Source organism: uncultured Pseudoxanthomonas sp., from assembly GCF_947498795.1.
Taxonomy (GTDB): Bacteria; Pseudomonadota; Gammaproteobacteria; order Xanthomonadales; family Xanthomonadaceae; genus Pseudoxanthomonas_A.
Window position 1 is genome coordinate 339,569 of the sequence record NZ_CANMLQ010000003.1, and the last position, 23,967, is coordinate 363,535.

A 23,967-nucleotide genomic window follows, 5' to 3' on the forward strand; every position below is an offset into this window, starting at 1 on the left:
CGGATGACAGGCGAGGCTGGTGCGCCACCATCACGGGAGGAGTGGGGTCATGGGCAAGATCGTCTGTTTCGGGGAGCTGTTGCTGCGACTGGGCGCGCCTGACCGCCAGGCATTGCTGCAGTCGCCGGTGCTCGACGTGCACATCGGTGGCGCGGAGGCGAACGTCGCGGTCTCGCTTGCGCGCTTCGGCCACGACGCGCGCATGGTCGGCCTGGTCGCGGACAACGCACTGGGTGAGGCCGCGCTGGGCGAGCTGCGCCGGCACCGCGTCGACACGCGCGCGGTGCAGCAGGTCGCAGGACGCATGGGCCTGTATTTCCTGACGACGGGTGCGATCCAGCGACCGAGCGAAGTGCTCTACGACCGCGCCGATTCGGCCTTCGCGCGCGCAGGTGGCGGCACGCACGACTGGCCTGCGCTGCTGTCGGGTGTGGACTGGCTGCATGTCTCCGGCGTCACGCCTGCGCTTGGCCAGCAGGCGGCGGACGGCGTCCGCGTGGCGATCGACGCCGCGCGCGCCGCGGGTGTGAACGTGTCGTTCGACGGCAATTTCCGGCCCAAGCTCTGGGACGCGTGGGGCGGCGATGCACCGACGATCCTGCGCGGCCTGATGTCCGGGGCCGACATCCTGTTCGCCAGTCATCGCGACCTGGAGGTCGTCCTCGGCCTGGACTTCCCGCAGGCGACGCCGCAGGAGCGCTTCGCGGCCGGAGCCGCTGCGGCCTTCAAGGCGTTCCCGCACCTCCGGCAGATGGCGGCGACGATCCGCGTGCAACGCAGCGTGGACCATCACGCGCTGTCCGGCATCACGGCCCTGCGCGACGGCAGCCTGCTGACGACGCCGTCCTACGAAGTGACTCCCATCGTGGATCGCATCGGCACCGGCGATGCGTTCGCGGCCGGCGTCCTGCACGGCGGCCTTGCCGGCATGGCGCCCGCCGACGCATTGCACTTCGGCGTGGCGGCGGCATGCCTGAAGCACTCGCTGCCGGGCGACTTCAATCTCGTCGCCGCGAACGACGTACAGGCATTCCTCGGCGAGAACAGCCTGGACGTCAAACGCTGATCGCGTCCGGCCGCAAGGGAATGTTGCGTTGCCGCATTCCCGGACGCAGCAAAAACTATCGTTTGAAGATGCTGGCGCGGGCTTTGCCGGTGGCGCGATTCCAGCAGACTGCGCGCCATGATGAGCGCCGTCCATGCGTAGCAAACTGTTCGTGCCCGGCAGTCGCCCGATGCTGTTCGCCAAGGCGTTGGCCGGCGACGCAGACCTCCTGTCCTTCGACCTCGAGGATGCCGTCGCGGGCGAAGACAAGGCGGCGGCGCGCACGCAGGTCGCTGCCTTCCTGCAGCCGGCACCGCACCGTGCCGCGCGCAAGCAGGTGGTCGTACGGGTGAACGCCTGGAGTTCGTCGGCGTGGGAGGACGACCTGCGCGCGATCCTGCCGCTGGACATCGACCTGCTCAACCTGCCGAAGATCGAGTCGGTGGAACAGCTCCGTCAGGCGATCAGCGAAGTCGAGTCGGTCGAAGCGCGCCTCGGCGTCCGCAGGGCCGTCGGGCTGCTGGTGAACATCGAAACCCCCCGCGCGCTGCGCCATGCGGTCAAGATCGCGCAGGCCCATCCGCGCGTCCGCGGCCTGCAACTGGGGCTTGGCGATCTGTTCGAGCCCCACGGCATCCGCCGCAGCGACCTGCGCAACGTGCACGCCGCGCAGTACGCCCTGCGCATGGCCGCGGCGGAAGCGGGCGCGTTCGCTTACGACGCCGCGTTCCCTGGCCTGGAAGACGAAGCCGGCTTCCGCGCCGAAGCCGACGCGGCGCGCGCACTCGGATTCGCGGGCAAGAGTTGCGTGCATCCGCGCCAAGTGGCGTGGGCCAACGCGGCGTTCGCGCCGTCCGTCGAGGAAGTCGACGCGGCGCGTCGCACGGTTGCCGCCGCAGAGGGGAGTGCGGGTGTCTACGCGGTGGATGGCCGCATGGTGGATGCCCCGTTCCTCGCGCGCGCGCGCGCCGTCCTCGCCGCCGCCGGACGGGAGCGCGCATGACGGTCGTTTCGCGGGTCCGCGGCCGTTTCGGTCGGGCGTCGCTGCACAGGTATCTGGCGATGGTGGGCATTGCCGTGCTGGTCGCATGCGGCGTGTTGCCGGGCCATGCGCACGGCGAAAGCCTCACGCGTCTTTCCGAGGGGTCGCTTCCCGTACCGCCCGCGAGCGCGCGCGCCTTGCACAGCGCCGGTGACGACCTGCTGGCCTTCGGCGACACCGCTGCGTGGCGGTGGGAGAAGACCGGAGCACGCTGGCAGGCGATCGGACTGAAGGGGCCGGCCCCCGTCGATCATTGGCGGAATGCGGCGCCGGGGCGTCTCTACCTGCTGCAATCGGACATCACCGGCTCGCGGATCGCCGGGATCGCAACAGCGACCCTCGTGCGCGGACAGCTGTCCGTGCAGCCATTGCCGCCGTTTCCGCAACCCCTCGAGCAGGTCCAGCTTGCGGCGGATTCCGCGAATGTCTACGCGGCCGGTCGCGACGACGCGGGCACGGCGCGCGTATGGCGGCGCGCGGTCGATGCCTCGGCCGCCACCGCGTGGCAGGCGCTGCCTGCGCTTCCGTCGGGCGCGCCCCTCAACTCGCTTGTCGCGCAACGCGGCGAACTGATCGCCACCACGCGCGGCGCAGGCGAGGATGCCCAGTGGCGCTGGTCGTCCGAAAACGGCTGGCAATCATTGCCGCCCGTTCCCGGTGCGCTTGCCGGCGAAGGCACGGCGCGCGCGCTCGGACAGGCCCACGTGCTGTATCTGCTCAAGCCATTCGCCGGTTCCACCGCCTCGCGGCTCGCGACCTTCCATACCATCACCCGCGCCTGGACCGACATTCCCGGGTCCACGGCCGCGCTCTCGCCCCGTGTCACGGCCTGGGGCGACGGACTGGTCGGCTGGGACGCCGGCGCCAGCGCGCTGCGGACGACCTCGATCACCGGCGGCACCTACCTGCTCAAGTGGCTGGACTGGCTGGTCATCGTCGTGTATCTCGCAGCGATGGTCGGCATCGGCCTGTACTTCTACCTGCAGGAGAAACGCGCATCCACGGCGGATTTCTTCGTCGGCGGCCGCAGCATCCCGTTCTGGGCGGCCGGCGTCAGCCTGTACGCCACCAACACCAGTTCCATCAGTTTCATCGCGATTCCGGCGAAGGCGTTCGAAACGAACTGGCAGTACCTGACCAACAACCTGATCGCGGTCGTCGGCCTGATGTTCGTCGCCATCTGGATCGTGCCGCTGCTGCGCCGCCTCGACCTGATGTCGGTGTTCTCCTACCTGGAGAAGCGTTTCCATCCCGCCATCCGGATGCTCGCCAGCGCCCTGTGCATCGCGATGCAGATCGGCAGCCGCATGAGCGTGATCCTGTTCCTGCCCGCGCTCGCGATCGCCACGATCACCGGCCTGGACGTGGTGTGGAGCATCCTCATCATGGGCGTGTTCACCATCATCTACACCACGCTGGGCGGCATGAAGGCGGTCATCTGGACCGATTTCGTGCAGGTGTTCGTGATGTTCGGCGGCGCGATCTTCGCCATCGGATTCATCATCTACCACCTCAATGGCGGCGTGCCCGAGTTCCTCCAGGTGGCGATGGCGGAGAACAAGACGCAGCTGTTCGATTTCAGTTTCGACCTCACCAAGGCGACCGTCTGGGGCTTCATCTTCCTGGTGGTGTTCGACGTGGTGCTGACGTTCCCGAAGGACCAGGTGCTGATGCAGCGCGTGCTGTCCACGAAGTCCGACAAGGAGGCGGGGCGTTCGATATGGACGTTCGCCGCCATCATGATTCCCGGCGGCTTCTTCTTCTACGCGATCGGCACGGCGCTGTACGTGTACTACCAGTCCCATCCCGAGCGCATGAATCCGCTGCTGCCCATCGACGCGACATTCCCGCTGTTCATCGCGGCAGAACTGCCGATGGGCGTCACCGGCCTGATCATCGCCGGCATCTTCGCCGCCGCCATGTCCACGCTGTCCAGCATCATCAACAGCGTCTCGACGCTGGCCTCCGTGGATTTCTACGAGAAGCTGGCGAAGAACCCGACCCCGAAGAAGAGCGTGCTGTTCGCGGAGATCATGGGCGTGCTGGTGGGCCTGGTGGGCATCGGCATCGCGCTGGTGCTCTCGCGCTACGACATCCACTCCCTGTTCGACGTCTCGATCGAACTGGCAGGTCTGCTGGGGGGCGGCTTCGCCGGGGCGTACACGCTGGGGATGTTCACGCGGCGCGCCAACGCACAGGGCGTTGCCATCGGCATCGCCGGGGCCATCGTGCTGACCCTGCTTATCTGGTCGATGGATCTCGTGCATCCGTACTTCTACCTGGGCATCTCGATCCTGCTGTGCATCGTCATCGGCTACGCGGCCAGCTGGCTGTTCCCGCCACCGGCGCAATCGCTGCAGGGCCTGACGATCCACCGGCAGGATGCCGTGAACACGGCCGGCTGAGCGCATGGGCCATAGGTCCCATCGTCGGCGCGCCACGCCTCGTGTAGCCTGACGGCAGCAGGGGGAGGCGCGTGGATACCCAGTTCCTGAACACGTTCGTGGTGGTGGCCGACCGCGGTTCGATGGCGGCCGCGGCGCGCGTGCTGAACATCACCCCCGCCGCGGTGGCGCAGCAGATCCGCACGCTCGAGCGGGAACTTGGCGCGCCGCTGATCGCACGCGCCGGGCGCACCGTCAGCCTGACCGAAGAGGGCGCGCGTATCCTGCAGCGGGCACGCGACCTGCTCCGCGACGTATCGGACATGCGCAGTGTGGCCAACGACAGCGACGTGTCGGGCGAACTGCGCCTGGGCGCGTGCCCGACCGCGCTGGCCGGCATGCTGCCCGACATCCTGGCGCGCATGGTCGATGCATTCCCGCAGATCAACGTCTATATCCGGCCGGCGTACTCGGCCGAGCTCTATCGCGCGGTGGAGGCGGGCGAACTGGACGCGGCGCTGGTGCTGCAGGCGCCGTACAGCCTGCCCAAGACCTGCGACTGGCAGCTGCTGCGCGAAGAGCCGCTGGTGATGATCGCGCCGGCGCGGATGGCGGGACGCGAACCGCACGACCTGCTGCGCAGCGAACCGCTGATCCGCTACGACCGCAACCAGTGGGGCGGGCGCGTGGCGGACGAGTACCTGCATGCCGCCGGGATCGTGCCGCGCGAGCGGTTCGAACTGAACGGGCTCAACGCCATTGCGGTGATGGTGGACCGCGGCCTGGGCGTGTCGCTGGTACCCGACTGGGCACGTCCGTGGCCGGAGGGGCTGGACCTGGTGCGCATTCCGCTGCCGCTGCCCAGCGAGCCACGCCGGATCGGCATGGTGTGGTCGCGCTCCTCGGTGCGCATCCGCCTGGTCACCGTGCTGCTGCAGGAGAGTCGTGCCGCCACCGGCCATGCCTGAGCCGCGATGTTGCAGTGCACGCTACAAAAACTAGCCTGTGAACATATCGGCGGACGATTCTTCCGTGACCGGTGTCGCCTTACGCTGCCGCCATCGTCGGGTTCACGCGTCTGGGAGGAACGCGGGGCACGCCGGCCGCCAACGCGGTCTTCGCATACACATCTCTAGTCCGGAACGTGCCGCCCGCTGCGCGACCGTGCCGTCCACCGAAGCATTCCGAGAGCACACCATGAAACAGGTACCCGCCGCGTTCGGCGTTTTCCTGCTGGCCGCCGCCGTCAGCGCCAGCGTCAAGGCCCAACAGAACACTCCGCTGCCGCCGCAGGACGCGACGACCGAAGAACGGGCGAAGGATGCCGTCGACCTGGATCAGGTGATCGTGACCGGCGTGCGTGCGCCGAAGTCGATCGACCGCATCCCCGGTGCGGTGTCGCTGGTGTCCAAGGAAGAGGTCAAGCACACGCTTGCGCTGACCGAAGACGCGACGGCGGTGCTGGCACGCACGGTGCCCGGCTATGCGGAATCGTCCCAGGCCATGAGCAATACCGGTGAAACCCTGCGCGGCCGCATCGCGCTGCGCCTGTTCGATGGCGTGCCGCAAGGCTCGCCGTTGCGCGAGGGTGGCCGCAACGCGACGTTCACCGACATGGGCATCGTGGACCGCATCGAGGTCATCAACGGTCCGTCGGCGTCGGAGGGCATCGGTGCCGCGGGTGGCATCATCAACTACATCTCCACGGTGCCGACCAAGGAAGGCAGCGAATTCCGCTTCCTGTCGCGCTATTCCACCCAGTTCAAGGACGACAGCGCCGGCTGGAAACTCGGCCTGAACTATGCGTTCAAGCAGGAGAACCGCGACTTGGTGGTGGGCGTGTCGCGCATCGATCGCGGCATGGCGTACGACGCGGATGGTCGTCGTGTCGGCATGAACACGAGCGGCTCGGTATCGGACTCGGTGGCCCGTAACCTGTTCCTGAAGGGTGGCATCAACTTCGGTGAAGACGGCGTGCAGCGGCTGCAGCTGAGTTACAGCAATTTCAAGATCGAGGGCAACGGCGACTACATCCAGGTCGAGGGCTGCCGCCCCGGCACCTGCCCCAATCCGGTGACCAACACGTCCGAGCGCGGGCAGATCTTCGGCAGCAAGGCGGAGTTCAACGACTTCGAGCAGTTGAATGCGCTGTACACGCACGGAGACTTCCTTGGCGGCAATCTGGTGCTGAATGCGTACTGGGCTGACCAGGCCATGCGTTATCTCCCGGAGAACGGAGACGATCGCCAGTTGGTATGGCCGCTGCCGGTGGGCGCGGAGCGCATCTTCGACCAGTCGGAAATCACCAGCAAGAAGTGGGGTTTCCGTCCGTCGTGGACCCGCTCGTCGCTGTTCGGCGTCGATGGCCTGGAACTCCGCACCGGTGTCGACTATGTCTACGACGAAGCGCAGCAGCGCCTCGCATTGACCAACCGCCTGTGGGTGCCGCCCATGGAATACACCAGCGTCGCGCCCTACGTCCAGCTCAGCTACGACATCGGCCCGGTGACCGTGAGCGGTGGCTTCCGCCGCGAGGACGGTGAGCTGCACGTCGACAGCTACACGACTACGCCCTTCCGCAACAGCGTGTTCGTCGAGGGCGGCGGCGTGGAGTACACCGAGAACCTGGTGAACTTCGGCGCCATCTGGCGTATCGCCGGCGGCTGGTCGGTGTTCGCCTCGTACGGCGAAGGCTTCAGTCTGCCCAACATCGGCATCCCGCTCCGCAACATCAACGTGCCGGGCCAGTCGGTGGACCGGATCCGCGACCTGCAGGCGATCGTCGTCGACAACCGCGAGTACGGTTTCAACTGGCGTGGCGACCGCGGTTCGCTCGGCGGTTCGTACTACGACTCGCGCTCGCCGTTCGGCACGTCGCTGGCGGTCGACCCGGCGACCAACGACTACGTGCTCAACCGCGCCCCTACCCGCATCAAGGGCGTCGAACTGAGCGGCGAATGGCGCTTCAATCCGCAGTGGAAGGTCAACGGTCTGTACTCGCGTATCCGGGGCGAGACCGCGTTCTGGAATGCCGATCTGCTGGGTCGCTATCCCGCAGGCGGGCTCAACAAGCCGATCGGTGTCTCGGACATCAATCCGGACAAGATCGGCGCGTCGGTCAACTGGCGTTTCAACGAACAGGGTGACGTCACCCTCAACGCCACGAAGCTGCTGGATCGCGACCTCACGGGTTCCGATACGCGCGCGTTCGACGGGCAGACCTACTCGTTCCAGGAACACACGCAGGGTTACACGCTGTTCGATCTCAGCGCCAACTACAATTTCGAGAACTATGGTCGCGTGACGCTGGGCATCGAGAACCTGACCAACAAGCAGTACGTGCTCAGCTGGTCGCAGGTGGACTTCTTCAAGAACTACTTCGCCGGTCGCGGTCGCATGTACTCCGTTACCTACGAGTACACGTTCTGATCCACCATCCGCGGATGCCGGTCTTGTCCTTCGCCGCATCCACCCGCGCCGCCCCCTCTCCAGGGCGGCGCGGGCTCTGGATGGTCCTGATGCTCTCGCTCGCCGCCTGCGCGACCGCCACCCCGCCGCCGCTCCCGCGTGCGCCGATGGATACGCTGCTCACACAGGACATCGGCAAAGCCGGCTACCTGGGCGCCGTCGCCGTGGTCGCCGATCACGGCGCCGTGGTCTACCGCGGTGCGTTCGGCCATGCCGACCTTCAAGGCCGGCATCCGCTGCGCGAAGACGCGATCTTCCGTATCTATTCCATGACCAAGCCCGTCACCTCGGTGGCGGCATTGATGCTGGTCGAACAGGGCAGGCTGCACCTCGATGCCCCGGTGGCCACCTATCTGCCCGAATTCGCGGGTCTGCAGCGGGTCGCGGGCGGCAGCGTGGAGGCGCCCGCGCTCGTGCCGGTGCAGCGCCCGCTGACCGTGCGGCACCTGCTCACGCACACCGCCGGTTTTGCCACGGGCGGTGACGACATCCGCGTGGCATCCGCCCTGCTGCAGGCGCAGGCGCCGGAAGAAGCCACGGACCTCGCCGGCTATGCCGACCGCGTCGCACGCGCGCCGCTCGCCACCGAGCCGGGCACGCGTTTCCGCTACGACGGCGTCAACACCGAAGTGCTGGCGCGCGTGATCGAAGTCGCCAGCGGCCAATCGTTCGAGACCTTCATGCGAACGCGCATCTTCGTGCCGCTCGCCCTGCACGACACTGGCTTCGAAGTGCCTGCGGCGCAGCGTGGTCGCATCATGGCGCTGACCACGCGCAATGCCGAAGGCCAGCGCGTCCTGGCCGATACACCGTCCGCACGCGAACCCGGCGTCCGCCTGCGCCCCTACACGAGCGGTGCCGGTGGCCTCTATTCCACCGCCGCCGACTACCTGCGCTTCGCGCGGATGCTGGCCGAAGGCGGCACGCTCGAGGGCGTGCGCCTGCTACGCGAAGACACCGTGGCGATGATGATGTCCGACCAGCTCGCCGGCTTCGATCCTCCGGTGCCCGCACCCGAGCCGGGTGAAGGCTTCGGCCTGGGCGGGTATGTCGTCACCGATCCGGCGATCAGTACGCGTCCCGGATCGCGCGGACAGTTCGGCTGGTCCGGCGCCGCTTCCACGTACTTCACCATCGACCGCGAGCGCGGGCTGGTGATCCTGCTGCTGTCGCAGCACCTGCCCACCGACGGGGCGCCTCCGTTGCCCAAGCTGGCCACGCCGTTCTATCGCGCGGTCTATTCGGCGGTGTCGCCATGAGTCGCGGTCATGGCGGCGTGCTGGTGGCGGGATCGGCCAACCTCGATTTCGTCGTGCGTGCGGCGCATGTGCCGGCGCCGGGCGAGACCGTATTGGGTCGCGAGTTCGCGACGTTTCCGGGCGGCAAGGGCGCCAATCAGGCCGTCGCCAGTGCGCGTGCCGGCGGCGTGCCGACCCGCATGCTGCTCGCGCTCGGCGACGATCCGTACGCGGCGGTACTCGAAGCCGCCCTCGCCGACGCCGACGTGTCCATGCACATCGTGCGCGTGCCGGATACCGCCAGCGGCACCGCCTTCATCTGCCTGTCCGACGACGCGGAGAACGCGATCACCGTCGCACCGGGCGCCAACGCGGGATTGAGGCCGCACCATCTTCCTTCGCTGCGTGGCATCAGCCACCTGCTGCTGCAACTGGAAACACCCTTGGACAGCGTGGCCAGCTACGCCCGGCTTGCCCGTGAGGCCGGCGTGCGGGTGGTGTTGAATGCCGCACCCGCCACCCCGTTGCCCCCGGGCCTGCTGGACAGCGTCGATGTGCTGGTCGTCAACGAAGGCGAACTGGCCACGCTGGCCGGCGAAGGTTCCGTGGCCGCGCAGGCGGCGCGCCTGCCGGTGCCCTGCGTGATCGTGACGCTTGGCGCCCGCGGTTGTTTCGCACGGCGGGGCGGTGAAATCTTCCTGCAGCCCGCGTTCCCGATCGACGCCGTGGATACGACCGCGGCCGGCGACACGTTCTGCGGCGCATTGGCCGCCCGCCTGTCCGAACATGCCGGGCTGGCGGACGCGCTACGCTTCGCCAGTGCGGCCTCCGCGCTCGCCTGCACCCGGCTGGGCGCGCAGACCAGCATCCCGGCGCGCCCGGAAGTCGAAGCCTGGCTCGCCGGGCATGTCGACGCACTCTCGCAGCAGGCCGCCCTGGCGGCTTACTGCGGCCTTTCCCGCGACTGATCCATCGTCACGATCCAAGATCTCCCCATGAGCACGCCCACGTCCCCCGATTCCCACGATGCCGCCGGTCACGACGACGCGCACGTGGTGAAGACCGAATACAAGTTTTCCCACGTCACCACGCAGCGCTACCTGCCTACGCCGGGCAAGGCACCGGGCTGGCCGTTCGCCGACATCGGCCAGTGGAAGATCGATGCCAATGCCTCGGCCGACGATTGGGTCGCCGAACTGAAGGACTGGCGTCGCGAGCACCTCACCCGCATCGGCTACGACGACGCCAACTACCGCCGGCCGGAGCTGCAGTGGGCCCAGCGCAACTTCGTGCATGCGCAAGTGATGGTCGAGGACCGCTACCTCTACGACCCCGTCGCCGGCCGCTACACCGTCGACCGCTACCTCGATGATCTGGAAGCGCGCTTCGGCGGGCTCGACAGCGTGCTGTTGTGGTGCGTGTATCCCAACATCGGCGTGGACGACCGCAACCAGTTCGACCTGGCACGCAGCCTGCCGGGCGGGCTGGAGGCGCTGCGCGGCGCGATCGACGATTTCCACCGCCGCGGCGTGCGCGTGTTCCTCACCACCATGCCGTGGGACAACGGTACCCGCGACGAAGGCGCGCCGGACTGGCAGGCCATCGCGCAGATCGTCAAGGCGGTGGGAGCCGACGGCATCAACGGCGACACCTACAACGGCGTGCCGCGCGCGTTCTTCGACGCCTGCGATGCGCTGGGCCATCCGGTGGTCGTGCAGCCGGAATCCACGATCAGCGCCGAAGAACACCTGATCTGGAACGTGCAGAGCTGGGGCAAGAAGGCGCCGAACGAGGTCGTGCCGCCGGTGGCGAAGTTCAAGTGGCTGGAACCGCGCCACATGATCAACTACGAGAACCGCTGGGGCCGCGACCGCAACCACGACCTGCAGTACATCTTCTTCAATGGCGTGGGCTACAACGCGTGGGAAAACGTGTGGGGGCTGTGGAACCAGCTGACGCCGCGCGATGCCGAATCGCTGCGCCGGATCGCCACGATCTACCGCCGCTTCGCGCCGTTGCTGGTCAGCCTGGACTGGCGCCCGTACGAACGCACGCTGCAGGCCGGCATCTTCGCCAGCCGCTTCCCGGGCGAGGGCCGCACGTTGTGGACGCTGGTCAACCGCCACGAATACGCGATCGCCGGTGAGCAGCTCACCGTGCCGCATGTCGACGGCACGCGCTATGTCGACCTGTGGAACGGCACGGTACTGCAGCCGCGCATCATCGACGGCCACGCGATCCTGGAGACGACCCTGGAAGGCCGTGGCTTCGGCGCGCTGCTGGCGTTGCGGGCGGGCGTGGAGGAAGAAGGCCTGAATGCCTTCCTGGCGCAGATGGCGGTGCACGCGGCGACGCCGCTGGCATCTTTGTCCGCACGATGGACCGCACTGCCGCAGGCCTTGCAGCCGATCGCCGCGACCACGCCGCAGGCCGCTGCACCGGACGGCATGGTGACGATTCCTGGCGGCGAGTTCCTGTTCGCCGTGCAGGGCATCGAGATCGAAGGGCAGGTGTGGGAAGGCGTGGACGTGCAGTTCCCGTGGGAACCGACCGCGCGCCGCCACCATCGCCAGCGCATGCAGGTCGCGGCGTTCCACATCGATCGCCACCTGGTGACGAACGAACAGTTCAAGGCCTTCATCGATGCCACCGGCTATGCGCCACGCGATGCGCTGAATTTCCTCCGCGACTGGCGCGATGGCGCACCGCAGGCGGGCTGGGAGAACAAGCCGGTCACCTGGGTGTCGCTGGAAGATGCGCGCGCCTATGCCGCATGGGCGGGCAAGCGCCTGCCGCACGGCTGGGAATGGCAGTACGCCGCACAGGGAACGGACGGTCGCCTGTATCCGTGGGGCGATGCCTGGCGAGACGATGCCGCGCCACCGGTGTTCCGCGGCCGCGTGCTGCCGCCACCGGCCGATGTCGGTGCGTTTCCCGCCGGCGCCAGTCCGTTCGGCGTGATGGACCTGGTGGGCCATGTCTGGCAGTGGACGGATGAATTCCACGACGAGCACACGCGCGCCGCCATCGTGCGCGGCGGCAGCGACTACGAGCCGCGCACCTCGCACTGGTACTTCCCCCAGGCCAAGCGACTGGACCAGCACGGCAAGCTGCTGCTGATGGCGCCGGGCAAGGACCGATCCGGCCGCATCGGTTTCCGTTGCGTGGTGGATGCGGCGTGATGCCAGGCGGGCGCGCACGCGGGTTGTCGCGCGCCTGTCGTTGGGTGGTCGCGCTGGTGCTCGCCTGCGTGCTGGTGGCCTGCTCCGCCGGAGCGCCGAAGACGGTCGTGCTGATCGGCGGCCCGGCCAGCGAAGGTCCGGGTCGGCATGCGTATGCGGCGGGCATCCGCCACCTGCAGCAGATGCTGGAAGAGAAAGCATCCGGGCGCGTGCGCGTGCAGGCCTATCCCGACGGGTGGCCGGCCGATCCCGCCGCGCTCGCGCAAGCGGACACGGTGGTGCTGTATTTCGATGGCCTGGAGAAGCATCCGCTGCGCGATCCCGCGCATCGCGCGGCGTTCGACGCCGCCATGCAGCGCGGCGCCGGCGTCGTCGCGCTGCACCAGGCCTCGACGGTGCCGCAAGGCGATGATCTCGGTCTCGCGCGTTGGCTGGGCGCGGTGCGCATCGGCATGTTCGATCGCACTACCGAGTGGACGACGCTCGAACCGGCCTCGCACCCCGTCACTGCCGGCATGCAGCCCTTCGCCTACCGCGACGAGTTCTACCCCACCTTCCGTGGCACCGGCGCACGCACCCCGTTGCTGCAGGCCGTGCTGCATCCGCAATTCCGCGACGGCGAACCCGTGATCGAGGACATCGCCGAGCGGACCGACGTGGCCTGGGCACACGAGCGCGCGGATGGCGGGCGCGGCGTCGTCTTCACCGGTGGGCACTACCTCGATGCACTCGGCCAACCCTCCGTGCGCCACGTGCTGCTCAACGCCATCCTGTGGTCGGCGCATGCCGACGTGCGGGATGCGCCTGCAATCCCTGAAACATCCGCGCCCGCGCCGACCGGTGCACCCGGCCAGGTGCGTCGCGCCACCTTCCACGTCGATGCCGCGCGCACCGGCTGGCGCCGCGACGAAAACGTCCTGACACCGGCTACCGTCGGCGCGAAGGATTTCGGCCTGGTATGGGAATCGCCACCGCTCGATGCCGACAACGGCAGCGACGCGCGCCTGTACGCTTCGCCGCTGTATGTCGATCGGCTGGCGATCACGTCGGGTCCGCAGACCGGCGAGCGGCATGACGTCGTCATCGCCGCCAGCAACAACGGCCATGTCTACGCGATCAACGCGGCGCGCCAGGGCGACGTCGCGCCAGGGCGCATCCTGTGGAAGACGCGCTTGGGCGAACCCTGCCGCCTGCAGCCAGCGCCGCTCGATGGCGTGCCCACCGGCATCCTGAGCACGCCGGTGATCGATGCCGCGCAGGGCCGGTTGTACCTGACCCATTGCGACCCGCAGCACCGGTGGCAGGCCTATGCGCTCGAGCTGGGCAGCGGTCGCGTGCTGCCGGGCTGGCCGGTGACGCTCGACGAAGCCACCTTCAACCGCCTCAACAGCAATGCCGGCCCGTCGCCCGTGCCACCGAAGCGCAAGTTCGATTTCCGCGTGCAACGCGGTGCGTTGAATCTCAGTCCCGATGGTTCGCAGCTGTACATCGTGTTCGGCGAATCGGAGACGGGCTGGATCGCCGCGGTGGATACGCGCCATCCGCGCGTCAGCGGTGCGTTCGCTTCCGTCGCCATGCCGCACCGGGGCAGTGGCGGTATCTGGGGTGCGGGCGGTCCTGCCGTCGATGCCGAAGGCCACGTGTATGTGGTCACCGGCAGCGGCTTCGGTGGCTACCAGCCATCCGATGGCGACTGGGCGCAGTCGGTGCTGAAGCTGGCCTCGTCGGACGAGAAGGTTTTCGCGTTGCGCGGCACGTATACGCCGTTCAACTACTGCACCACGGCCGAAAGGGACATCGACCTCGGCTCGGGTGGCGTGGCGCTGTTCCCGGACGCAGCGGGCGAGGGCGGCCGACGGCTGATGACCGTGGGCGGCAAGCAGGGCAACGTCTACCTGCTGGATCGCGACCGTTTGCCGGGTGCGCTCGATCGCCGTGCGCCCTGCAGTACCGATGCCGCAAGCGACCGCTCGCTACTCGCGCCGTCGCCGCAGCGTCGGTTCGGCACGCGCGGGCCGCTCAATGTGTTCGGCCCATATTCGGAAGACGATGCGGCGCTCGACCTGGCGCGCGCCCGTTCGGTGCCCGCGGTGTACCGCGATGCATCGGGCGCCGAGTACGTCGTCGTCACCGGCAACACCAAGCAGGCGCCCGGCTCGCCGGTCAGCATCGCGCCGTCGGTGGTGCGCCTGCGCGTCGACCGCACGTCGCCGGACGCGCCGTTCCTGCGCATCGATCGCGCGCACCCCACGCTGGTGCTCGGCAATCCCGGTTCGCCGGTGGTGACCAGCCGCGGCGCCGACGATGCGCTGGTCTGGATCCTCGACGAGAACGCACCGCGCTCGGCTTCGCTGGCCGGCGGCGATGCGCCAAGGCCGGTGCTCTATGCGCTGGACGCGCGCTCGCTGGAGATCGTGTGGCGCAGTGCGCCGGGCGAACTGTTCACCAGCGGCAAGTACAACGAGCCCGCGTTCGGCGGCGGGCAGGTGTTCGTCGGCACCGACCGCATCCAGGCCTTCGGCCGTGGCGGCAAGCGGGTCACCGATCGCGCGCCGGTCGCCGCCGCAACGCCGGACGTCGCCGTCGATGCGCGGCTGGCCGGCGTGCCGGCGGCAACGTTGTACACGCAGCGCTGCGCTGCCTGCCACGATCATCCGCAAGGCAATATTCCCCCGCGCGCGGTGATCGCCACGCGCCCCCACACCCGCATCGTCGATGCGCTCAGCCGCGGCGTGATGCGACCGCACGCGGCCGGCCTGAGCGCGCAGCAGATCGACGACCTGGCCAGGTACCTGAAGCAATGATCCCGCACCACATCCAGCTGCACGGCGTCCTCGGCGCAGCCCTCGAGGCCAACCTGCGTGGCCGCCTCTCGCACTTCATCACCGCGCCGGACAGTCCCGCGATCGCGCTGTTCTCGCCCGAGCACCGCGCGCGCAACACCGAGGGCGACTGGTACGGCGAGCATGCCGGCAAGTGGCTGTCGGCCGCCGCCCGTGCCTACGGGCGCAGCGGCGATGCGACGCTGGGCGCGCACCTGCGCGCGGTCGCAGACTACCTGCTCTCGGTGCAGGAAGCCGACGGCTACCTGGGTACCTACGCGGAAGAGCGCCGCTTCATCCATCCGCAGCCGCCGAAGCCGCCCAGCTGGGACGGCGCGCCGGCGCTGCGCACCTGGGATATCTGGGTGCATGCCTACCTGATCCTCGGCCTGGTCGATACCGCGCGCGCATTGCACGACCCGCGCTACACGCAGGCCGCCGAACGCATCGCCGACCTCTGCGCGCAGGCGCTGGCCTCCGGCATCGACATCACCACGCTCGGCAACCATCACGGCATGTCGGCCACGGTGCTGATGGATGCCGCGCTGGAGTTGCATGCCGAAACCGCGGAGCCGCGCTTCCTCGCACTCGCCCAGCGCGTGCTGGAGCAGGCGAACGCGCATCCGGCGCTGCGCCTGCTGCCAGCGCTCGAGGCCGGCGCCGATGCGTCCGAGATCGCCACCGGCAAGGCCTACCAGCTGCTCTGGAACCTGGTCGCCCTCGTGAAGCTGTGCCGCGCCACCGGTGATGCCGCCCTGCGCGACACGCTGGAGCGCATCTGGCAGAACATCCGCGAGCACCACCTGACCCTGGGCGGCGGGCCCTGGGGTGGCGTCGCCCATCGCTCGCGCGAGGTGTTCAACGCACGCGGCAGCTTCAGCCCGAATGCCTACGTGGAAACCTGCTCGCTGCTGTCGTGGATCCAGTTCAACCGCGAGCTGCTGCAGCTCACCGGCGAAGCGCGCTTCGCCGAAGAGATCGAGCGCACCGCATACAACGACCTGCTCGGCGCGCAGGCGCCGGATGGCGAGGACTGGTGCTACTACTCGTTCCCGAACGGGCGGCGCGTGCACACCACCTATTGGCGCTGCTGCAAGTCCAGCGGCGCGATGGCGGTGGAGGAACTGCCGTCACTGGCGTATGCCGTGGACGGCGACACCGTCCGCGTGCAGCTCTACGGGCCCGGCGAGGCGCGCCTGGCGCACCCACAGGCCGGGACGGTGGTGCTGCGCCAGCACACCGGATATCCGTTCGACGGCGACGTGTCGCTGGACGTCCATCCCCAGCGCGACGCGACGTTCGACCTGCAGCTGCGCATTCCATCCTGGGCCGAGGGCGCCACGGTGTCGGTCAATGGCGAGCCCGTGGAGGCCGCGGTCGTCCCCGGCGCTTTCCTCGTCCTGCGCCGCCTGTGGCGTTCCGACGACCACGTGCAACTGGCCTTCCCGCTGCGGCCGACGCTGCACCGGCAGGTGCTGCGCAACGTGCAGGAATCGCGCGCGCCGGACGGCTCGGCGGTCCACCAGCAGGTGCTGGACCTGCATTACGTCGGGCTCACGCGCGGCCCGCTGGCCTACGCCACCGACCTGATCGACGGGTTCAAGACCGAAGAGACCGTCCGTCTGCCCGATGGCCCGCAGGATGACTGGCTGCAGGTGCTGCCGGTGACCGACGGCGAGGAGGGCGCGGCTATTTCGCTGCAGCCCGCGAGCCGGCCGCCGCTGCTGTTCTGGCCGTACTACCGCGCCGGTGGGCGGCACGACGGCGCCTGGCGCCTGACCTGGCTGGCGCTGCCGCCGCCATGACCGCCTGCGCGCTCGCAAGAATTTGTGGCAGCAGAAGCTACGGTCGCTGGCTGTATCGCGCCCGCGCCGTGGCACAGACTGGCCATCACTGTTGCGGCGGCGGCTGAAGGAGCCCTCTTCCATGGACAATCCGTCTCCCTTCCGTTCGCGGCTGCGCACGGGTCCCGCCGGTCCGCTGAGCGGAGTGAAGGTGCTCGACCTCAGCGCCTACATCGCCGGCCCGTACGGCTGCACGCTGCTGGCCGACCAGGGCGCCGACGTAATCAAGGTCGAGCCGCCCGATGGCGACAACCTGCGCCAGTACCCGTCCACCCTGGAGCGCGAGAGCCGCGCCTTCCTCGGCGTGAACCGCAGCAAGCAGGGCATCGCGCTCGATCTCAAGCAGCCGGCCGACCACGCCGCGCTGCTGCGCCTGGTACGCGAGGCCGACGTGCTGGTGCACAACTTCCGTCCCACCGTGCCGAAGCGGCTGGGCATCGATTTCGACAGCCTGACGGTGATCAACCCGCGGCTGATCTACTGCGCGGTGACCGGCTACGGCGAGACCGGCCCGATGAAGGACAAGGCCGGTTACGACCAGGTGCTGCAGACCATGACCGGCATGTGCACGCTGCAGGGCAAGCGCGGCGGTGCGCCGGAAATCATCTACGGCTCGGTGGTGGACTACTACGCGGCGGCGCTGCTCGCCGCCGGCGTGTCGTCGGCGCTGTACGAACGCGAACGCAGCGGGCGCGGGCAGTTCGTCGGCGTGTCGTTGTTGCGCAGTGCGCTGACCATGCAGTCGGCCCGGATGATCTGGGCCGAAGGCGAAGCGCTCGACATCGGCCGCGACATGCGCTCCGGCGGCGTCACCGGCATCCATCCGGCGCGCGAGGGCTATCTCTATCTCTCCGCCAACACGCCGCGCTTCTGGAAGGCGCTGTGCCGGCTGACCGGCCTGGACGCCTTGGCCGACGATCCGCGCTACGACAGCGTGCGCAAGCGCGCCGCGCAGGCCGCCGAGATCGTCCCGCAGCTGCACGACGCACTGCAGGCGCGCACCGCGACGGAGTGGGAAGCGCACTTCGGCGACGAAGTGCCCTGTGCCGCGGCGCGACGCGTCGAAGACATGTTCGAGCATCCGCAGGTACTGGCCGAAGACATGGTGGCCGAGATCGCGCATCCGGTCGTCGGCAGCTACCGCGGCGTCACCCGGCCCATCGCGTTCGGGCGTACGCCGGGTCCGGCACCGTTCGCCGCGCCCCTGTTCGACCAGGATGCGGAGCACGTGCTCGGCACGCCGTCACCGCAGGCACGCAACGCGGGCTAAGGCAGGGCGCGCGGCTTTACGCCAAATTTACGGCGGTGGGCGGGAAGCGCATGGCGGCTTTACGCGGGGCAGGACCAGACTTTCGCGGTCGGCGGAACGTCTTCCGCCTGGATCGCATCCATGTCTTTCATCTCCTCCGCTTCGCGCCGGCGCATGCCTGCGTTCGTCGTTTCTTCCGGCGCCGCCGGCCTGCTGCTGGCCATGGCGTCCACCGCGCAGGCCGCGACCTTCAACGGCTCCGGTGCGCTCACCACCGATTACGTCTGGCGCGGCACCACCCAGACGCAGGGCGACCCGGCCGTGCAGGCCGGCTTCAAGGCCACGGCTGACAGCGGCCTGTATGGCGCGGTGTGGGGCTCGAACGTCGAGTTCGCACCGGAAACGAAGGCCAGCAGTGAAATCGACGTCACCCTCGGCTGGGGCGGCACCCTGTCCGACGACTGGGCGCTCGATGTCAACCTGACCCACTACCGCTACCCGTCCACCACCGTCGACCTCAACTGGACCGAGGCCATCGGTACGCTGACCTGGAAGCAGAACTACTGGGCGCAGCTGGGCTACTCCACGGAAGCGCTCGCGACGGATGAAGCGGGCGCCTACGCACAGCTCGGCGCCAGGTTCCCCCTGAGCGAACAGGTGCGCCTGGAAGCCGCCGCCGGCTATTACTGGCTGGACGACGCCTACGACGACAGCTACGCGCATGCGCAGCTGGGTGCGGTGTGGGCGTTCAAGGCGCCGTTCGAACTGCGCGTCACCGCGCACGCCACCGACAACAGCGCGAAGACGCTGTTCCCCGGCCTGGCCGGTTCGCGCGTGGAAGCGGCGCTGCAGGCCGCGTTCTGAGCATCGCCATGGCCACCGACTTCCTCCACCTGTCGTTGTCGCTCGTCGGCATCCTCGCCGGCGCCGGTCTGATGTTCCTGTTGATCACGCGGCGCGCACGCACGCCGATGGATGACTCCCATGACTGAATTCCTTCTCGTTTTCGCGCTCGCGATCGCACTGGGCTGGCCGTTGGGCCGCTACCTCGCCGCGGTGATGCGCGGTGCCCCGATGCGGGGCGACCGGTTGTTCGGCCTGGTCGAACGCCCCCTCTACGCGCTGCTCGGCGTCGACCCTTCGCGCGGCATGGGCTGGAAGGGCTATGCCAAGGCCTTCCTGCTCAGCAACCTGGTGCTGGGCGTGATCGTGTGGCTCGTCCTGATGACCCAGGCCTGGCTGCCGCTCAATCCCAACGGCATCCCCAACATGCGTTGGGACCTGGCGCTGCACACGATGGTGTCGTTCCTCACCAACACAAACCAGCAGCACTACTCCGGCCAGGCGCAGCTGTCGTACCTGACGCATGCCAGCGCGATCGTCGGCCTGCAGGTGATCACGCCGATGATGGGGCTGGCCCTGGTCGCGGCCACCTTGCGCGGCCTGTTCGGCGGGCGTGGGAAGAGCGCTGCAACGACGGACACCACCACGAACGGTGAAGCCGATGTCGGCAACTACTGGGCCGATGTCATCCGTCCGACCGTGCGCTTCCTGCTTCCGCTGTGCCTGGTGTGGTCGCTGGCGCTGACCAGCCAGGGCGTGCCGGCCACGTGGGACGGCGGTCCGGTTGCCACCCCGATCGACGCGAGCGCGGAGATGCCCGAGCAGAAGATTCCCTTGGGCCCGGTCTCGCCGATGGTCGCGGTGAAGCAGCTCGGCACCAACGGCGGCGGTTGGTATGGTCCCAACAGCGCCGTGTCGCTGGAGAACCCCACCCCGTTCTCCAACCTGCTGGAGACGCTGGCCCTCATCCTGATCCCGGTCAGCATCGCCTTCATGGTGAGCGGCTTCACCGGCCGCAGGAAATTCAGCGCGCTCGTGTTCGGCACCATGCTGACCATGTCGGTGATCTCGACCGGTGCGGCCGTGTGGTCGGAGAGCTATTCCGCCACATCGAGCGACATCGCGCTGATGGAAGGCAAGGAAGTGCGCTTCGGTGCCGCACCGTCCGCGTTGTGGGGCGCACTGACCACGCAGACCTCGAACGGCTCGGTCAACGCGATGCACGACTCGCTGGCGCCACTGACCGGCCTGGTGACGATCAGCAACATGCTGGTGAACAGTATCTGGGGCGGCATCGGTTGCGGCCTGCAGCAGTTCCTCGTCTACCTGCTGCTCAGCGTGTTCCTCGCCGGCCTGATGACCGGCCGCACGCCGGAACTGTTCGGGCGCAAGATCGAAGCGCATGAAGTGAAACTGCTCGCCGCGCTGGTGCTGCTGCAGCCGCTCGCGTTGCTGGCCTTCACCGCGATCACGCTGGCGGTGCCCTCGATCACCGGCAACTCCAACCCGTCGTTCCATGGCATCAGCCAGGTGTTCTACGAGTATGTCTCGGCGTTCGCCAACAACGGTTCCGGCTTCGAGGGCCTGGGCGATGCGACGTACTGGTGGAACCTCAGCGCGTCGCTGATGCTGGCGCTCGGCCGTTACCCCGCACTGATCATCCCGCTGGCCATCGCCGGTTCGCTGGCGCGCAAGCGCGCCACGCCCGAAGGCCCCGGCACCCTCCAGGTGGAAACCCCGACCTTCGCGCTCACCCTGATCGCCGTGGTCGTCATCCTGACCCTGCTGCAGTTCATGCCCGTGCTGGTCCTCGGCCCGATCGCCGACCACCTCGCCCTGAGCGCGCTCTGAGAACACCGACATGACTCCTTCCTCCTCACGCTCCGCCGGCCGTGCGCCGGCCCTGCTCGACAGCGCGGGCTTCCGTGCTGCCGTCATCGGCTCCTTCACCAAGCTGGCCCCGCAGCACGCCTTCAAGAACCCGGTCATGGCCGTGGTCTGGCTGGGCACGCTGCTGACCGCCGGCCTCACCTTGGCCGGTACCACCACGGCGGGCATCGGCTGGTCGGTGACCGCGCTGCTGTTCGTCACCGTGCTGTTCGCCAACTTCGCCGAAGCCGTCGCCGAAGCGCGTGGCCGCGGCCAGGCGGCGTCGCTGCGGCGCGCCCGCAAGGACCTCGTCGCACGCCGCATCGACACGCCGCTGGGCGGTGCCGAGCGGCGCATCCCCGCGGCCGACCTGAGGCCCGGTGACTACGTCATCGTGTCCGCCGGCGAACAGATCCCGGCCGACGGCGAGATCGTCAAGGGCCTGGCCACGATCAACGAGTCCGCCGTCACCGGCGAATCCGCCCCGGTGCTGCGCGAAGCCGGCACCGACCGCAGCGGCGTGATCGGCGGCACCAAGGTGCTCTCCGACGAGATCGTGGTGAAGATCACCGCCGAGCCCGGCCACAGTTTCCTGGACCGCATGATCTCGCTGGTCGAAGGCGCCAACCGGCAGAAGACGCCGAACGAGATCGCGCTGGGCCTGCTGCTGCTGACGATGACGCTGACCTTCCTCATCGTCGTGATCACGCTGCCCTTCATCGCGGGCTTCGTGGGTGCGAAGCTCGATCCGCTGCTGCTGGTCGCGCTGCTGGTCTGCCTGATCCCCACCACCATCGGCGGCCTGCTGCCGGCCATCGGCATCGCCGGCATGAACCGCGCGCTGGCGGCCAACGTGCTGGCCAAGTCGGGCAAGGCGGTGGAAGTGGCCGGCGACGTCGACGTGCTGCTGCTGGACAAGACCGGCACCATCACCCACGGCGACCGCCAGGCCACGCTGTTCCATCCGCTGGCCGGCATCGACCGCGAGCAGCTGCGCGACGCCGCCATGCTGTCCTCGCTGGCCGATCCGACGCCGGAAGGCAAGTCGATCGTGAAGCTGGCGCGCGAGCAGGGCGCCACCCCGGCCGATCCCGAGCGTGCGCAGTTCATCGCCTTCACTGCGCAGACCCGCATGTCCGGCGTGGATCTTCCTGACGATGGCCGCGGCCACGTCCGTGTCATCCGCAAGGGTGCGATGGACGCGATCCTGAAGCATGTGCAGGCGCTGGGCGGCAGCGCGCCGGCCGAACTCACCGCGCGCGTCGAGCAGGTCGCCCGCAACGGGGCCACGCCGCTGGTCGTCAGCGACGGCAACCACGTGCTCGGCGTGGTCGAACTCTCCGACGTGGTCAAGCACGGCATCAAGGAAAAGTTCGCCCACATGCGCGCCATGGGCATCCGCACGGTGATGATCACCGGCGACAACCCGTTGACCGCTGCCGCCATCGCCGCCGAAGCCGGCGTGGACGACTACATCGCCGAGGCACGCCCCGAAGACAAGCTGGCGCGCATCCGCCAGGAACAGGCCGGTGGCCGCCTGGTCGCGATGGTCGGCGACGGCACCAACGACGCACCGGCGCTGGCGCAGGCCGACGTGGGCCTGGCGATGAATTCCGGCACGCAGGCGGCGAAAGAGGCGGGCAACATGGTCGATCTCGACTCCGACCCGGCCAAGTTGCTGGAGGTCGTCGAAGTCGGCAAGCAACAGCTGATCACGCGCGGCGCGCTGACCACGTTCTCGCTGGCCAACGACGTGTCGAAGTACTTCGCGATCCTGCCGGCGCTGTTCGCCGCGGCGATCCCTTCGATGGGGGCGCTCAACGTGATGCAGCTGTCCAGCCCGACCAACGCGGTGATCGCGGCGCTGATCTTCAACGCCATCATCATCCCGCTGCTGATCCCGCTGGCCCTGCGCGGCGTGCGCTTCCGCCCGGCCGGCGCCACCGCGCTGCTGCGCCGGAACATGCTGGTCTACGGCGTCGGCGGCGTGCTGCTGCCGTTCGCCGCCATCAAGCTCATCGACCTGTTGCTGGCCGCCGTCACCGGTGCCTGAGGATTTCCCATGAATACTCCTTCCGCTTCTTCCGTCGCCGCCGCGCCCGTATGGCGCCCGGCCCTCGTGCTGGCCGGCGTGGCGTTGCTCGGCTTCGGCCTGCTGTACTCGCTGGCAGGTGCCGGCCTGGGTTCGTTGCTGTTCCCGCACCAGGCCGGCGGCAGCCTGATCGAACGCGACGGCAAGGTGATCGGCTCGTCGCTGGTCGCCCAGCCGTTCACCGACGACCGCTATTTCCAGTCGCGCCCTTCCGCCGCGAAGTACGACGTGATGGCGCTGGCCGGCAGCAACCAGGCGCGCACCAACCCCGACCTGCGTGCGCGCCTTGACGAGGCCCGCACCGCCATCGCCACACGCGAAGGCGTAGCGCCCGACGCGGTGCCCAGCGATCTGGTCACCCAGTCCGGCGGCGGCATCGATCCGCACCTGTCGCCGGCCGCCATCCAGCTCCAGGTCGCCCGTGTCGCCCGCGTCCGCGGCCTGTCGGTCAGCGAGGTCGAGCGCCTGGTCGCCGAGCATACCGAGGCCCCGCAATTCGGTCTGCTGGGCGCTGCGCGCGTCAACGTGCTGGAACTCAACCTCGCCCTCGATGGCGTGCGAAAACCGGAGTAATCCCCATGGATCACGACCGATGTCCCAAAGGTCTGGCAGGCCACCAGCGACGCGTCGGCGCCCGGCGGCGAGCGCTGGTGCTCCGTGCCGCGCTGTTCGCGGCCGCCGCCGGCTACGCCTTGGTCATCGTGGCGCTGGCGCGCAATGTGCCCGCGGGATGATCTTCGTCCTTCGCAGCTCTTGCGGGCAGCAGGCGAATCATCACGCGACGCGGTGCGGTTGTTTCCCTCTCCCCGCCTGCGGGGAGAGGGTGCCGAAGGCGGGTGAGGGGCGACGGCGCCGCGGGGCTGTGTCGTCGCGTGATGCATCGAGCGGT

General features: G+C 68.7%; 16 protein-coding genes. All 16 read left to right on the forward strand.

The annotated features are described in order from the left end of the window. The first annotated feature begins 49 nt into the window (after positions 1–49). The 16 genes from Q0907_RS10930 (at position 50) to Q0907_RS11005 (ending at position 23,812) form a co-directional block, all read left to right on the forward strand. Entirely contained in the window at positions 50–1,066 is a 1,017-nt protein-coding gene (locus Q0907_RS10930; RefSeq protein ID WP_299344483.1) for a sugar kinase, read from the forward strand. 133 nt (positions 1,067–1,199) lie between these two features. After that, positions 1,200–2,048: a CoA ester lyase gene (locus Q0907_RS10935; protein WP_299344485.1), complete on the forward strand. Its 849-nt coding sequence runs from the start codon at positions 1,200–1,202 to the stop codon at positions 2,046–2,048. Continuing rightward, complete coding sequence (locus Q0907_RS10940; RefSeq protein WP_299344488.1) at positions 2,045–4,492, forward strand: sodium:solute symporter; 2,448 nt, start codon at positions 2,045–2,047, stop codon at positions 4,490–4,492. The genes Q0907_RS10935 and Q0907_RS10940 overlap by 4 nt, the downstream gene beginning before the upstream one ends. Positions 4,493–4,563: 71 nt before the next feature. Next, complete coding sequence (locus Q0907_RS10945) at positions 4,564–5,439, forward strand: LysR family transcriptional regulator (RefSeq protein ID WP_299344490.1); 876 nt, start codon at positions 4,564–4,566, stop codon at positions 5,437–5,439. A 229-nt stretch (positions 5,440–5,668) separates the two neighbouring features. Then, positions 5,669–7,900, forward strand: a complete 2,232-nt coding sequence (locus tag Q0907_RS10950; protein ID WP_299344492.1) for a TonB-dependent receptor — start codon at positions 5,669–5,671, stop codon at positions 7,898–7,900. 89 nt (positions 7,901–7,989) lie between these two features. Beyond that, complete coding sequence (locus Q0907_RS10955; protein WP_299344494.1) at positions 7,990–9,198, forward strand: serine hydrolase domain-containing protein; 1,209 nt, start codon at positions 7,990–7,992, stop codon at positions 9,196–9,198. Next, complete coding sequence (locus tag Q0907_RS10960; protein WP_299344497.1) at positions 9,195–10,145, forward strand: ribokinase; 951 nt, start codon at positions 9,195–9,197, stop codon at positions 10,143–10,145. Before Q0907_RS10955 ends, Q0907_RS10960 begins: the two co-directional genes overlap by 4 nt. Before the next feature lie 27 nt (positions 10,146–10,172). Next, positions 10,173–12,359 (forward strand): SUMF1/EgtB/PvdO family nonheme iron enzyme, encoded by a 2,187-nt coding sequence (locus tag Q0907_RS10965; protein WP_299344499.1) that lies wholly within the window; start codon positions 10,173–10,175, stop codon positions 12,357–12,359. Next, positions 12,359–15,163 (forward strand): ThuA domain-containing protein, encoded by a 2,805-nt coding sequence (locus Q0907_RS10970; protein WP_299344502.1) that lies wholly within the window; start codon positions 12,359–12,361, stop codon positions 15,161–15,163. Before Q0907_RS10965 ends, Q0907_RS10970 begins: the two co-directional genes overlap by 1 nt. Then, positions 15,160–16,986: a beta-L-arabinofuranosidase domain-containing protein gene (locus tag Q0907_RS10975; RefSeq protein WP_299344505.1), complete on the forward strand. Its 1,827-nt coding sequence runs from the start codon at positions 15,160–15,162 to the stop codon at positions 16,984–16,986. The genes Q0907_RS10970 and Q0907_RS10975 overlap by 4 nt, the downstream gene beginning before the upstream one ends. Before the next feature lie 121 nt (positions 16,987–17,107). Continuing rightward, positions 17,108–18,295: a CoA transferase gene (locus Q0907_RS10980; protein WP_299344508.1), complete on the forward strand. Its 1,188-nt coding sequence runs from the start codon at positions 17,108–17,110 to the stop codon at positions 18,293–18,295. Positions 18,296–18,415: 120 nt separating this feature from the next. Continuing rightward, complete coding sequence (locus Q0907_RS10985) at positions 18,416–19,138, forward strand: TorF family putative porin (RefSeq protein WP_299344511.1); 723 nt, start codon at positions 18,416–18,418, stop codon at positions 19,136–19,138. Between the two features lie 120 nt (positions 19,139–19,258). Beyond that, positions 19,259–20,968 (forward strand): potassium-transporting ATPase subunit KdpA, encoded by a 1,710-nt coding sequence (kdpA, locus tag Q0907_RS10990; protein WP_299344514.1) that lies wholly within the window; start codon positions 19,259–19,261, stop codon positions 20,966–20,968. A gap of 10 nt (positions 20,969–20,978) precedes the next feature. Next, positions 20,979–23,039, forward strand: coding sequence for a potassium-transporting ATPase subunit KdpB (gene kdpB / locus Q0907_RS10995; protein WP_299344516.1), 2,061 nt, complete (start codon positions 20,979–20,981; stop codon positions 23,037–23,039). Positions 23,040–23,048: 9 nt separating this feature from the next. After that, positions 23,049–23,651 carry a potassium-transporting ATPase subunit KdpC gene (gene kdpC, locus Q0907_RS11000; protein ID WP_299344519.1) on the forward strand — a complete coding sequence of 201 codons (603 nt, stop codon included), beginning with the start codon at positions 23,049–23,051 and terminating at the stop codon, positions 23,649–23,651. 5 nt (positions 23,652–23,656) lie between these two features. Continuing rightward, positions 23,657–23,812, forward strand: a complete 156-nt coding sequence (locus Q0907_RS11005; protein WP_299344521.1) for a hypothetical protein — start codon at positions 23,657–23,659, stop codon at positions 23,810–23,812. The last annotated feature ends 155 nt before the right edge of the window (positions 23,813–23,967 follow it).